We start from the raw sequence: 13,517 nt of genomic DNA on the forward strand, positions 1-13,517 counted from the left end.
CGAAGTGTCGTCGGTACTACGTTTCCTTCGCGGCCCGTCATGCCGGCCGCTGCATTCCGCACGCGCGCGCATAGTGCGCGATCACGTCGCGTATCCGGTAGCGCACCCATGCGCGCGGCTCTTTCGCAAGGCCGCCCGCTCGGCATGCCGCGTACACGTCCGGCAACCACTGCGCGACGAGCGTTTCCGGCACCGGCTGCCGCGCGAGGTTGTCGAACAGTTGCTCGACCGCGGCCGCGACGGCCGGCTGCAGCCAGTAGTAGCGGATCCGGTCGCTGTAGCTGAACTGGCGCGCGAGCCGCTGCTCGGTTTCGTCGCCACGGTAGTACGGTGCCCAGTGCTCGGGCTGCGCGCGCATCGCGGCGTCGACCACGTCGCGCAACCGCGAGCGCATCGCGACGTAACCGATCAGCGCATCCTCGATGAAGGTCAGCGCGAACAGCGCCTCGCGCAGCGCGAACGTCAGCGCGGGGCCGACCTTCAGCACCGCGAAGTGGTCGCGCACGAGCGCGGCGAGCGCGCCCTCGGTCTGGTAGTCGGTCGAATGCGCCTCGAACACGAGGCGTGGTGTCTGCAGGATACTCGCGCCGAGCGACGCGGCCTTTGCGCTGTCGTAATCGAGCACGTGGCGATCGTCGAAGTCGACACCCGGCTGCGCGACGATCGCGACGACGCGCGTCCATGCGTCGTCCAGCCCGGCCGCGGCGAACGCGTGGCGATGCGCATCGAGCGTCGCCGCGATGCTGTCGCTGCGCGTGACCACGATCTGCGCGATCGCTGCGTCGTCGCCGCCACCGCTGACTTCGCCGCCCGGCGTCGGCACCTCGGTGCCGATCACGTAGACGGGCGCGATGCCGGCGCGCGCTGCCGCGTCTTCCGCCGCGCGGCACAGTTCGGCCGCGCGCGCGGCGATCGTGCGATCGTCGAGCCGCACCGGATCGTCCGCGCACGCCATGCTCGCATCGAGGTGAATCTTTTCGAAGCCCGCCTCGACGTACGCGGCGACCATCTCGCAGGCCTCGCGCATCGCATCGGCCGCGCGGCGATGCCGCCACGGATTCGGGCCGAGGTGATCGCCGCCGAGCACGAGCGCCGAAGGAGCAAGCCCGCAACGCTGCGCGATCGCGTCGACATCGCGGCGGAAATCGGCGGGCGTCATGCCCGTATAGCCACCCAGATGGTTCACCTGGTTGCAGGTCGCCTCGATCAGCAGCGGCGACCCGTCCGCGCGCGCCGCTTCGCACGCGGCCTCCAGCACGAGCCGGTGCGCGCTGCAGATTGAATAGATGCCGCGCTGCGCGTCCGCGCGGTTCGCGTCGAAGATCATCCGCAGCACGGCGTCCGCATGCGCGGTGCGCGAACGTTCGGCGAAAGTGGTCAGGCCGGACATGCAATACCTCGTTCGGTCAGGAAACGGTCGATCTCGGCCGCGCTGCTGTTGCCCTCCATCGGGCCACGCCGCGTCACCGCGATCGCCCCGGCCGCGTTCGCACGGCGCAGCGCGACCTCGACCGGTACGCCGGCGACGAGGCTCGCGACCAGCGTGCCGCCGAAGCAGTCGCCGGCGCCGGTCGGATCGACTTCGTCGACCTGAAACGCCGGCGCTTCCGCGCGGTTCGCGCGGTCGAACGCGACGCTGCCTTGCGCGCCGCGTTTCAGCACGACACGCTCGAGCAGCGGATGCGTCGCGAGCAGGCCCGAAATCGCGCGCTCGGCCGGCTGCGGCCCGCAGAAGAACGGCAGGTCGGCTTCGCTCGGCAGGAACAGGTGGCACGCGGCGAGCATCGCGTCGAGCGCCGCGCGCATCGGACGAAAGCTCAGCATTTCGGGTCGCACGTTCGGATCGAACGACACCTTCGCGCCGGCGCGCGCGGCCTCGATCACGCCGCGCTGCACCGCCGCGATCGCCGACTCGCTCGTCAGCGACGAACCCATCACGTGGAAGTAACGGCAGCCGTCGAACATCGCGGTATCGACATCGGACGCATCGACGCACGCGGCCGCGCTGGTGGACAGCGTGAACACGAAGCTGCGCGAACCATCGTCGCGATACGCGACGAACGCGGTGCCCGTCGGGCGCGCGACGCGGCGGATGCGCGCGACGTCGACCCCGTCGCGTTCGAGCCGCGCGACGATCGCATCGCCGAACGCATCGCGGCCGACGCAGCCCGCATATGCGACGCATGCACCGAGCCGCGCGGCCTGGTCGGCGAAGATCGCCGGCGCGCCGCTCGGAAACGGCCCTTCGAACAGGCCCGGCGTATCGAAACCCTGGCCGCGCTCGGCGGCGACGAATTCGGCGAGCAGTTCGCCGGCAACGACGATCTCGGCCATCAGGCGAGCCCTCCTCGTTCAACGGGGGCCGCGACGTGCGAGACAACTGCCGCGTCTCGGGCCGGCCGGCAGGTGGTGGCGCGTGCGAGCGGCATCACTTCAGCTCATCCAGTTGCCGCCGTCGACGTTCAGCGTCTGGGCGGTGACGTAGTCGGCGTCGGACGACGCAAGGAACAGCGCGGCGCCCGTCAGGTCGCCCGGCACGCCCATGCGGCCGAGCGGCACGGCTTCGCCGACGAGCCGCTTCTTCTCGCCGAGCGGCCGGTTCTCGTAGCGCGCGAACAGCGCATCGACCTGCTCCCACATCGGCGTGTCGACGACGCCCGGCGCGATACCGTTCACGTTGATCCGGTGGGGCGCGAGCGCGAGCGCGGCCGACTGTGTGTAGCTGATCACCGCGGCCTTGGTCGCGCAGTAGTGCGAAACGAGTGCCTCGCCACGACGCCCGGCCTGCGACGACATATTGACGATCTTGCCGCCGCGCCCCTGCTCGACCATCCGCTGCGCGACGGCCTGCATCAGGAAGAACAGCCCTTTCACGTTGACCGAGAACAGCCGGTCGAACACGTCCCACGATTCGTCGAGGATCGGGCGCATGTCGAACAGCGCCGCATTGTTAAACAGGATGTCGACGCCGCCGAAGCGCTCGACCGCCGTGGCGACGATCCGCTCGATGTCGTCGCGGCGCGTGACGTCCGCGGTGACGGCCACCGCGCGGCCGGGGTTTGCCTCGATGAGCCGCGCGAGCGAGCCGCCCGCCGGCTTCAGATCGACGAGCACGCAGCGCGCGCCCTCGTCCAGATAGCGTTGCGCGACCGCCTCGCCGATGCCGCTTGCGGCGCCCGTCAGGATCGCGACCTTGTCTTCCAGTCTCACTGGCTGTCTCCGGTTCGTTCTGCTTTACGACGGCTGCGAGGTGAGCGAACGCTCGCAGACCGATCAATTGCTCTGTTAGTGATCGAATGATCGGATACGCGATTCGCGCTGTCAAGGCGACGTGACGGCTTTCTATGACGCGCTGCGGCACAACGGCGCTGCGTGGTGGCTCGCCGCGCACGCCCGGCAAGGCGCGGCGCGCACGGTGCGGCGCGGTCGGATCGGCAATGAAGGGGACGGAGCGAGGACGGAAAGGGGATTTCGCGCTGCACGGCGCGGCGATACGTTATATCATCGCCATACTTTGTTTCATCGCCCTGCTTCACGCCATGGCTACCTCATCGTCCATTGACGCCCGGCTGTCCCGGGCCGACGCATTCGCCGCCGAGCACGGGCTCGCGTGGACGCCGCTGCGCCGCCAGGTCTACGAGCGCGTGCTGGCCGCGCAGCGCCCGATCGGCGCGTACGACCTGCTCGCCGAACTCGAGCCGCAGCGCGGCCGCGTGCCGCCCACGACCGTCTATCGCGCGCTGGATTTCCTCGTCGAACACGGCTTCATCCACCGGATCGAATCGAAGAACGCGTTCTTCGCGTGCTGCGAGATCGGCGTCCCGCACGAAGGCCAGTTCCTGATCTGCGATTCGTGCGGCGACACCGTCGAGATTCCCGGCGGCGACCTCGCGAAGCAGTTGTCCGCGAGCGAGCCCGCGCACGGTTTCGAAGTCCACCACCAGGTCGTCGAGCTGAGCGGCCTGTGCGGACACTGCAAGCACAAGCCCGTGCAACGCTGACGCGTATCGCGCGGCGCACGCGCCGCCCCTTCCAACGAGGAGTTCCATGTCCATTGCCCTGAAGCGCGCGCCGCGGCGTGCCCTGTCGCCTGTCCGCTGGCTCGCCGCCGCTGTCGCCGCGCTGTCGCTCGCGGCGCCCGCGTTCGCGCAGGCCGCGACCGTCAACGTCGTCGCCGCCGAGAATTTCTACGGCGATGTCGCGTCGCAGATCGGCGGCCGCCATGTCGCGGTGACGAGCATCCTCAGCAATCCGGACCAGGATCCGCACCTGTTCGAAGCGAGCCCGAAGACGGCCCGCGCGCTCCAGCACGCGCAGGTCGTGATCTACAACGGCGCCAACTACGATCCGTGGATGAGCAAGCTGCTCGGCGCGTCGAAACAGGCGAAGCGCGCGACGATCGTCGTCGCCGATCTCGTCGGCAAGAAGGCCGGTGACAACCCGCACCTGTGGTACGACCCGGCGACGATGCCGGCTGCCGCGCGCGCGATCGCGGCCGAGCTCGGCCGCGCCGACCCGGCGAACAAGGCCGAATACGACGCGAACCTGCAGAAGTTCGTCGCAACGCTTAAGCCCGTCGACGACAAGGTCGCCGCACTGCGCGCGCAGTACAAGGGCATGCCGGTCACGGCCACCGAGCCCGTGTTCGGCTACATGTCCGACGCGATCGGCCTCGACATGCGCAACCAGCGCTTCCAGCTCGCGACGATGAACGACACCGAAGCGAGCGCGCAGGACGTCGCTGCGTTCGAGAACGACCTGCGCAAGAAGCAGGTGCGCGTGCTGATCTACAACAGCCAGGCTGAAGAACCGATGACCAAGCGCATGCTGAAGATCGCGCGCGACGGCGGCGTGCCGACCGTCAGCGTCACCGAGACGCAGCCGGCCGGCAAGACCTTCCAGCAATGGATGGCCGGCCAGCTCGACGCGCTCGCGGCCGCGCTGGCCGCCGGCAAGCAATAAACAACCGTAACGACATGACCGTCACTCCTCACGCACTCGCCGTCGATCGCGTCACGCTCGAACTGGGCGGACGCACGATCCTGCGCGACGTCAGCTTCTCGATCGAACCCGGCGAATTCGTCGGCGTGCTCGGGCCGAACGGCGCGGGCAAGACGACGCTGATGCGCGCGGTGCTCGGCCTCGTGCCCGTGTCGGCCGGCACGCTGTCCGTCGGCGGCGTGCCCGTCGTGCGCGGCAACGCATCGATCGGCTACATGCCGCAGATCAGGAGCGGCCTCGCGAACCGCCGGATGCGCGGCTACGACTTCGTCGCGATGGCCGCCGACGGCCACCGCTGGGGGCTGCCGCACACGAACGCGGCGACGCGCCGCGACGTCGACCGCGTACTCGATCTCGTCGGCGGCCCGACGCTCGCGCGCCGGCCGCTGTCGGAACTGTCGGGCGGCGAGCGGCAGCGCCTGCTGCTCGCGCAATGCCTGCTCGGCAGCCCGAAGCTGCTGCTGCTCGACGAGCCGCTGATCAGCCTCGACCCGAACCACCAGCGCGGCGTCGTCGAGCTCGTGCGCAATGTGCAGCGCGAGCTCGGCATCACCGTGCTGTTCTCCGCGCACGAACTGAATCCGCTGCTGAACGCGCTCGACCGCGTGCTGTATCTCGGCAACGGCGTCGCGGCGCTCGGCACCGTCGACGAGGTGATCACGAAACCCGTGTTGTCGCGGCTCTACGGTTCGCCGATCGACGTGATGCGCGTGAACGGCAAGATCTTCGTGATGTCGGGCGACGTCGAGATCGAGAAGCACGACCACGAACACGAGGACGACGACGGCCACTCGCACGGCGGTGGCGGTGGCGGCGGCCACGGCCATCACCACCACGGACACGCTCATCCCGGGCATTCGCACGATGTTTGAATACGACTTCATGATCAACGCCTTCGCGGCGTCGGGGATCGTCGCGGTGCTCGCGGGCATCGTCGGCTACTTCCTGGTGCTGCGCGGGCAGACCTTCGCCGGCCATGCGCTGTCGCACGTCGGCTTCACCGGTGCGACGGGCGCGGTGCTGCTCGGCATCTCGCCGATCTGGGGGATGGTCGGCTTCACGCTCGCGGCCGGGATCGGGATGGGCGCGCTCGGCGAGAAGCTCGCGGGCCGCGACGTCGCGATCGGCGTGATCCTGTCGGGCGCGCTCGGCTTCGGCCTGCTGTTCCTGCATTTCTACACGTCGTTCGCGACGCAGGTCACCGCGCTGCTGTTCGGCAACGTGCTCGCGGTGAGCCATGACACGCTCGCGGTGCTCGCCGGCATCGGCGCGGTCAGCCTGCTCGCGCTCGCGCTGATCGCGCGGCCGCTGCTGTTCGCATCGCTGCAGCCCGAACTGGCCGAAGCCAAGGGCGTGTCGCTGCGCACGGTGTCGATGCTGTTCCTCGCGGTGTGCGCGCTCGCAGTGGCCGCGGCGACGCAGATCGTCGGCGTGCTGCTGGTGTTCACGCTGCTGGTCGGGCCGGCCGCCGCCGCGCAGAACGTGACGACGCGGCTGTCGACCGGCGTGCTGCTCGCCGCGCTGTTCGCGTTGTTCGAAGCGTGGCTCGGCATCGTGCTCGCGTATCACACCGACTGGCCGACGAGCTTCTGGATCACCGCGCTGTCGGCGCTCGTGTACGGCGCGAGCCTGTTGCGACGCCACTGACCGACGTTTGTCGGAAATAAAAACGCCGGCGTGCCCGAAGGCAACGCCGGCGTTTTTTCATGCGCGCGCGATAGTGCGACGCGCCGTGTGCGTTACCTGCTTCCCTTCCCGCTCACCGTGCGAGCACACGCGCATGATGCGCGAGGTGATCGGCAATGAACGTCGAGATGAAGTAGTACCCGTGGTCGTAGCCCGGATGGCGGCGCAGCGTCAGCGGCTGGCCGGCCTTCGCGCACGCGGTTTCGAACACGTCGGGGTTGAGCTGGTTCGCGAGGAACTGATCGGCGAGACCCTGATCGACGAGGATGCCGTCCGCGAACTTCGGCGCATCGGCGCGCGCGACGAGTTCGCTCGCGTCGTGTGCCTTCCATGCCTCGCGATCGGCGCCCAGGTAACCCGAGAACGCCTTCTCGCCCCACGGGCAGCGCGTCGGCGCGGCGATCGGCGCGAACGCCGACACCGACCGGTACAGGCCCGGATGGCGCAACGCGAGCGTCAGCGCGCCGTGCCCGCCCATCGAGTGGCCGAAGATTCCGAGCCGCGCGCCGTCGATCGGCAGCTCGGCCGCGACGATCTCGCGCAGCTCGCCCGTCACGTACGACTCCATCCGGTAATGCGCGGACCACGGCGCTTCGGTCGCATCGACGTAGAAGCCCGCGCCGACACCGAAGTCCCACGCATCGGCCTCGCCCGGCACGCCAGCGCCGCGCGGGCTCGTGTCGGGCATCACGAGCGCGATGCCGTGCTGCGCCGCGTATTGCTGCGCGCCGGCCTTGATCGCGAACGTCTCGTCGGTGCACGTGAGCCCCGCGAGATAGAACAGCGCCGGCACGCGGCCGTGCGCGGCCTGCGGCGGCAGGTACACCGAGAACTTCATCGGCAGGCCGATGGCCGCCGAATCGTGACGGTAGAAACGCTGCTCGCCGCCGTGGCACGCGTGCGAGGAAACGAGTTCGAGCATCGCGATGCGCTCCCGGTCAGTACAACACGACCGAGCGGATCGACTCGCCGGCCTTCATCAGGTCGAAGCCTTCGTTGATCCGCTCGAGCGGCAGCGTGTGCGTGATCAGGTCGTCGATGTTGATCTTGCCTTCCATGTACCAGTCGACGATCTTCGGCACGTCGGTACGGCCGCGCGCGCCGCCGAATGCCGAACCCTTCCATTCACGGCCCGTCACGAGCTGGAACGGACGCGTGCTGATTTCCTCGCCGGCTGCCGCCACGCCGATGATGAACGACTGGCCCCAGCCCTTGTGCGTGCACTCGAGCGCCTGGCGCATCAGCTTCACGTTGCCCACGCATTCGAACGAGTAGTCCGCACCGCCGTCGGTCAGCTGCACGATGTGGTCGACCACGTTCTCGACTTCGTTCGGGTTGATGAAGTGCGTCATCCCGAACTTCTTCGCGAGCTCGACGCGCTTCGGGTTGATGTCGACGCCGATGATCTTGTCCGCGCCGACCATCTTCGCGCCCTGGATCACGTTCAGGCCGATGCCGCCGAGGCCGAACACGACGACGTTCGCGCCGGCCTCGACCTTCGCCGAGTACACGACCGCGCCGACGCCCGTCGTCACGCCGCAGCCGATGTAGCAGATCTTGTCGAACGGCGCGTCCTCGCGCACCTTCGCGACCGCGATCTCCGGCACGACGATGTAGTTCGAGAACGTCGACGTGCCCATGTAGTGGAACAGCGGCTTGCCGTCGAGCGAGAAGCGCGACGTCGCGTCGGGCATCAGGCCCTTGCCCTGCGTCGCGCGGATCTTCTGGCACAGGTTGGTCTTGCGCGACAGGCAGAACTTGCACTCGCGGCATTCGGGCGTGTAGAGCGGAATCACGTGATCGCCCTTGCGCAGGGTGCCGACGCCCGGGCCGACATCGACCACGACGCCCGCGCCCTCATGGCCGAGGATCGCCGGGAAGATCCCTTCCGGATCGGCGCCCGACAGCGTGTAGTAGTCGGTGTGACAGATGCCCGTCGCCTTCACCTCGATCAGCACTTCGCCTGCGCGCGGCCCTTCCAGATCGACTTCCTCGATCGTCAGCGGCGCGCCCGCCTTCCATGCAATCGCTGCTTTCGTCTTCATCGTGTGACTCCTGTCTGTGTGTGAGGTCGGCCCGGGTTGGCGCGTCAGCGCTCATGTCGAGGCGTGGGTGCGCGAACACTGACGCCCGTCCCATGCTTCGCACCGGGTTCCATGCAAAGCTGTCGAAACCGTGCCGCGCGGCATCGCGCGCGGCGCGGCGAAAGAATCTCGTGCTCGCCATGATGGCCCGTCCGGCCGCGCATCGCGTGCGGGAAACGGTCGCCGGCTTGCCACGATGCGTCATCGCTGACGCAAAAGAACAAGTGTTCGAGTTTAAACGCCCGCCGTGAACCATGCATCCGTTCGCGCATACAGATCGATGAAGCGCGCGTGACGCGCGGCCAGCAAGCGATCGTCGCGCGGCTCGGCCACCGGCGACGCGGCCGGCGCCAGCGCGTGCAGCGCGTCTTCCCGCCAGTGCCCGATCGCGACGCCTGCGAGCAGCGCAGCGCCACGCGTCGCGGCGTTCGGGCAGTCGATCGCGTGGAGCGACGCGCCCAGTGCATCGGCGAGCAACTGGCGCCAGCGCGGATCGACCGAGCCGCCGCCCGCGAGACGCAGCGTCGCGACCGGATCGCCGCGATCGGCATCGCGGATCGCATCGAGCCCGGCGCGCAACGCGAACGCGACGCCTTCGAACGCGGTGCGCATCATCGCGCCGCGCGTGTCGCCGAGCCCGAGGCCGAGCCAGCCGCCGCGCGCATCGGGGTTCATCCACGGCGAACGCTCGCCCGTCAGGTACGGCAGGAAGCACAGGCGTTCCGACGCAGCCTGGGCGAACGCATCGTCATACGCATCGGCCCACCGCGCGTAGCCGAGCCAGCCGCGCACGGCTTCGAGCGCGAGCCCGACGTTCTGCATCGCGGCCATCGTGTAATAGTCGCCGCCGGCCGCCGCACGATAGCGATGCAGCCCGCGTCGTGCAGGCGGCAGCGCATCCGCGAGCACGACGATCTGGCCGCCGCTGCCCGTCGTCAGCAGCGCGTCGCCGGCGGCGGCGAGCCCGCTGCCGAGCGCCGCGCATGCGGTATCGGCCGCGCCCGTCGCCAGCGGCACGCCGACCGGCAGACCGAGTGCGGCCGCAGCCTGCGCGCCGAGCGTGCCGCAGCACGCAGTCGACGCAAGGACCGGCGCAAACCGGTCGGCCGGCAAGCCGAGCGCGTCGATCAATGCGAGATCCCATGCACCGTCGGGCGTCGCGAGCGCAGTCGCGCACGCGTCGCTCGGATCGGCCGCGACGTCGCCGCCCAGCGCGATGCGCAACCAGTCCTTCGGCTGCACGGCCCAGCGCGCGGCGTGCAGCGCATCGGGTTCGTGCGTAGCCAGCCAGCGCAACAGCGGGCCCGCCATGCCCGGCGCGACGGGATTCGGTGCGACGGGCAATCCGGCCGCGGGCCAGACGGCCGCGTCCGCTTCGCGCACCGCGCGCGTGTCGGGCCACAACAGCGCGGGCCGCACCGGCTGCCCGGTCGCGTCGATCAGCACGACGCCGTGCATCTGCCCCGAGAATCCGATCGCCGCCACCTGCGCGCGCTCGTCGGCCGGCAGCCGCGCGGCCGCGCGCACGAGCGCCTGCCACCACGTATCGGGCGCGATCTCGGCCCAGCCGGGCTGCGGCGACGACAACGCATAAGGTTCGCTCGCGACCGCGCGCTCGACGCCGTCGGCATCGAGCGTGACGAGTTTGACGGAGCCGGTGCCGAGGTCGATTCCGAGCAGGCGCATGACGTGAGGCCGAAGTTGAATGAACGGATGTCGATGATAACGGGATCGCGATGCGCGCCCCGTTTTTTGCCGCCGCCGCGGCAGGTCTGAAACGCAGTCGGCAGCCGAGTTTCACCCGGCTGCACCTGACGGACAAAAGCGGCCGTTCGCGGGTTAACCCGGCACGATTTTTCCCAGGCACTTTTTGCCACTATGCCGCCCGCCCGATACACACCATAAGGCGACCTATATTTGACATGGGGGCCCACGCTATTTTGAAGGGCTATAAAACCGGGAAACCTCACTCCTGCGGCTGTTTCCCGATGATCGACACCCTGTTTCATGCCGAAATGGCATATCGAACCAGCAAAGAGCGGAATAGATCCCAGCACTCTTGTTGCGTGGATTCATTCCGAATAATTTCGTATCACCCCGAAAACAAGATCATGGAGTGAGACAGATGCAATCGAACACGGTCCATCCGTGCGATGAGGTGCTGCCGACCGGCAAGCTGGTAACGCTTGGCCTGCAGCACGTCCTCGTCATGTACGCCGGCGCCGTCGCCGTGCCGCTTATCGTCGGCGCCGCGCTCAAGCTGCCAAAAGACCAGATCGCGTTCCTGATCAGCGCCGATCTGTTTTCGTGCGGCATCGCCACGCTGATCCAGACGCTGGGCCTGTGGATCTTCGGGATCCGCCTGCCCGTCATCATGGGCTGCACGTTCGCGGCAGTCGGCCCGATGATCGCGATCGGCACCAACCCCGGCCTCGGCATCCTCGACATCTTCGGCTCGACCATCGCGGCCGGCATCATCGGCATCGTGCTGGCGCCGATGATCGGCAAGCTGTTGCGGTTCTTCCCGCCAGTGGTCGTCGGCACCGTGATCGCGGTGATCGGGCTGTCGCTGATGGAAGTCGGCATCAACTGGGCGGCCGGCGGTGTCGGCAACCCCGAGTACGGCAGCCCCGTCTATCTCGGCCTGTCGCTGCTCGTGCTGACGCTGATCCTGCTGATCAACAAGTACGGCCGCGGCTTCATCGCGAACATCTCGGTACTGCTCGGCATCGTCGCCGGCTTCGCGATCGCATTCGCGATCGGCCGCGTGAATACGGACGGCGTGTCGCACGCACCGTGGGTCGGCTTCGTGATGCCGTTCCACTTCGGCCTGCCGCACTTCGATCCGCTGTCGATCGTGACGATGGTCACGGTGATGTTCGTCACCTTCATCGAATCGACCGGCATGTTCCTCGCGGTCGGCGACATGGTCGATCGCCCGGTCAACCAGGAGCGCCTCGTGCGCGGCCTGCGCGTCGACGGCCTCGGCACGCTGATCGGCGGCATCTTCAACTCGTTCCCGCATACGTCGTTCTCGCAGAACGTCGGCCTGATCGGCGTGACGGGCGTGAAGAGCCGCTTCGTGTGCGCCACCGGCGGCGTGATCCTCGTGCTGCTCGGCCTGTTCCCGAAGATGGCGCAGGTCGTCGCGTCGGTGCCGTCGTTCGTGCTCGGCGGTGCGGGCATCGTGATGTTCGGGATGGTGGCTGCGAACGGCATCAAGGTGCTGTCGAAGGTCGACTTCGTGAACAACACGCACAACCTGTTCATCGTCGCCGTGAGCGTCGGCATGGGCCTCGTGCCGGTCGTGTCGCCGCACTTCTTCTCGAAGCTGCCGCCCGCGCTCGCCCCGATCCTGCACAGCGGCATCCTGCTGGCATCGGCGACGGCCGTGATCCTGAACATCGTGTTCAACGGCGTGAAAGGCGAGAAGGATGCGCGCTGCGACATCCGCCGCGCCGGACACGACTTCGACGGGCGTCCCGCCGACGTGCACCACTGATCGCCACGCGCCGGACGACGGCGCAAAGCGGTAACGAAAGACGCCACGGCATGCCGTGGCGTTTTGCTTTGAGGGCATCGGACCGGACGGGACGCACGGGCGATAACGCTTTGCGCGTGAAGGCTGGTCGCAGGCACGCGGCGCGGGATACCGATTGGTCGCGCGGACTGGCGTGATTGGCGTGCCCGGCATGAACGGTGTAAGCGGAACGCGGCGCACGCATCGTCACGACAACTGCCCTCTCCCCCTCGATTCGACAGCACAAAAGAAAACGCCACGGACTTTCGTCCGTGGCGTTTTTGTTTCCGCATACAACCGGTTCAAAGGGCAAGCGCGGTAGACCGCTCCTGCCCGTTCCTTGCGCTTGCTTACCCGTTCGTCGCCGCTGCCGACGCAGGCGCCGGAGCGGCCGCCTTGTCGTAGTCGACCGGTGCATCCGGCGCGCGCGGCGTTTCGCCTGCGCGCTGGACCCAGCCACCACCCAGTGCGCGATACAGATCGACCAGGTTGGTCCAGCGTGCCAGACGCGCGCTGATCAGCGACTGCTGTGCCGAGTACAGGTCGGTCTGCGCGGTCAGCACCGACAGGTAGCTGTCGACGCCGTTCTTGTAACGCAGGTCCGACAGGTCGAAACGTCGCTGCTGCGCATGCTCGTTGCGCTCGAGCGCCGCGATCTGCTGGTCGTACGTGCCGCGTGCGGCGAGGCCATCCGACACTTCGCGGAACGCCGACTGGATCGCCTTCTCATAGTTCGCGATCTCGATGCGCTTCTGCACGTGCGCAAGATCGAGGTTCGCGATGTTCTTCCCGCCCTCGAAGATCGGCAGCGCGATGTTCGGCGCGAACGACCATGCCGCCGTGCCGGCCTTGAACAGGCCGCCGAGCGTCGGGCTCGCGGTACCGAACGCGGCCGTCAGCGAGATCTTCGGGAAGAATGCCGCACGCGCCGCGCCGATGTTTGCGTTCGCGGCCAGCAGCGTCTGCTCGGCCTGCATCACGTCCGGACGACGCGTCAGCAGGTCCGACGGCAACCCCGCCGGCACGTCCGTCAGCAGGTTCTGTGCGTCGAGCGGCATGCCAGCCGGCAGGTCATCCGGCAGCGGCTCGCCGACCAGCAGCACCAGCGCGTTCAACGCCTGTGCACGTGCACGCGCCTGCGCCTGCTGGTTCGACAGCGCCTGCTCGACCACCGTCTGCGCCTGACGCAGCTCGAGCTCGGAGCCCGTGCCGTTGTCGAACTGCAG

12 protein-coding genes are annotated in these 13,517 nt (G+C 68.4%); 5 read left to right on the plus strand and 7 right to left on the minus strand.

All coding sequences use genetic code 11. The features are described from left to right. Positions 1-37: 37 nt before the first annotated feature. The 3 genes from BCO18175_RS30965 to BCO18175_RS30975 form a co-directional block, all read right to left on the minus strand. Positions 38-1,390, minus strand: coding sequence for a D-tagatose-bisphosphate aldolase, class II, non-catalytic subunit (locus BCO18175_RS30965; RefSeq protein WP_174986515.1), 1,353 nt, complete (start codon positions 1,388-1,390; stop codon positions 38-40). Beyond that, positions 1,378-2,334 (minus strand): sugar kinase, encoded by a 957-nt coding sequence (locus BCO18175_RS30970; RefSeq protein WP_174986517.1) that lies wholly within the window; start codon positions 2,332-2,334, stop codon positions 1,378-1,380. Before BCO18175_RS30970 ends, BCO18175_RS30965 begins: the two co-directional genes overlap by 13 nt. A 99-nt stretch (positions 2,335-2,433) precedes the next feature. Beyond that, the gene (locus BCO18175_RS30975) at positions 2,434-3,210 is read right to left on the minus strand and encodes an L-iditol 2-dehydrogenase (protein ID WP_174918485.1); all 777 of its coding nucleotides are present in this window, start codon (positions 3,208-3,210) and stop codon (positions 2,434-2,436) included. 329 nt (positions 3,211-3,539) lie between these two features. On the opposite strand from BCO18175_RS30975, the gene BCO18175_RS30980 reads away from it, so the two are divergent. From BCO18175_RS30980 to BCO18175_RS30995, 4 genes are read left to right on the plus strand one after another with little or no spacing between them, the layout of a single operon-like run. Further along, a complete protein-coding gene (locus tag BCO18175_RS30980; RefSeq protein ID WP_011353040.1) occupies positions 3,540-4,001 on the plus strand; it encodes a Fur family transcriptional regulator in 462 nt (153 codons plus the stop codon). A 46-nt stretch (positions 4,002-4,047) separates the two neighbouring features. Continuing rightward, positions 4,048-4,962, plus strand: a complete 915-nt coding sequence (locus tag BCO18175_RS30985; RefSeq protein WP_174986518.1) for a metal ABC transporter solute-binding protein, Zn/Mn family — start codon at positions 4,048-4,050, stop codon at positions 4,960-4,962. A gap of 14 nt (positions 4,963-4,976) precedes the next feature. Beyond that, on the plus strand, positions 4,977-5,873 hold the full coding sequence (locus BCO18175_RS30990) for an ABC transporter ATP-binding protein (protein ID WP_174986520.1): 897 nt from the start codon (positions 4,977-4,979) through the stop codon (positions 5,871-5,873). Next, positions 5,866-6,648, plus strand: a complete 783-nt coding sequence (locus tag BCO18175_RS30995; RefSeq protein WP_027789245.1) for a metal ABC transporter permease — start codon at positions 5,866-5,868, stop codon at positions 6,646-6,648. Before BCO18175_RS30990 ends, BCO18175_RS30995 begins: the two co-directional genes overlap by 8 nt. A gap of 112 nt (positions 6,649-6,760) precedes the next feature. Here the strand turns inward: BCO18175_RS30995 and fghA are convergent, their stop codons facing one another. From fghA to BCO18175_RS31010, 3 genes are all read right to left on the minus strand, one after another. Continuing rightward, positions 6,761-7,609 (minus strand): S-formylglutathione hydrolase, encoded by an 849-nt coding sequence (gene fghA / locus BCO18175_RS31000; protein ID WP_174986522.1) that lies wholly within the window; start codon positions 7,607-7,609, stop codon positions 6,761-6,763. A gap of 16 nt (positions 7,610-7,625) precedes the next feature. Continuing rightward, positions 7,626-8,732: an S-(hydroxymethyl)glutathione dehydrogenase/class III alcohol dehydrogenase gene (locus BCO18175_RS31005; RefSeq protein WP_011353045.1), complete on the minus strand. Its 1,107-nt coding sequence runs from the start codon at positions 8,730-8,732 to the stop codon at positions 7,626-7,628. 273 nt (positions 8,733-9,005) lie between these two features. Further along, positions 9,006-10,457: a xylulokinase gene (locus tag BCO18175_RS31010; RefSeq protein ID WP_174986524.1), complete on the minus strand. Its 1,452-nt coding sequence runs from the start codon at positions 10,455-10,457 to the stop codon at positions 9,006-9,008. 439 nt (positions 10,458-10,896) lie between these two features. On the opposite strand from BCO18175_RS31010, the gene BCO18175_RS31015 reads away from it, so the two are divergent. Then, the gene (locus tag BCO18175_RS31015) at positions 10,897-12,273 is read left to right on the plus strand and encodes a nucleobase:cation symporter-2 family protein (RefSeq protein ID WP_174986526.1); all 1,377 of its coding nucleotides are present in this window, start codon (positions 10,897-10,899) and stop codon (positions 12,271-12,273) included. Between the two features lie 368 nt (positions 12,274-12,641). Here the strand turns inward: BCO18175_RS31015 and BCO18175_RS31020 are convergent. After that, a partial coding sequence (locus BCO18175_RS31020; protein WP_174986528.1) for an efflux transporter outer membrane subunit occupies positions 12,642-13,517 on the minus strand: 876 nt, incomplete at its 5' end.

This window comes from Burkholderia lata (assembly GCF_902499335.1).
Classification (GTDB): domain Bacteria; phylum Pseudomonadota; class Gammaproteobacteria; order Burkholderiales; family Burkholderiaceae; genus Burkholderia; species Burkholderia lata_B.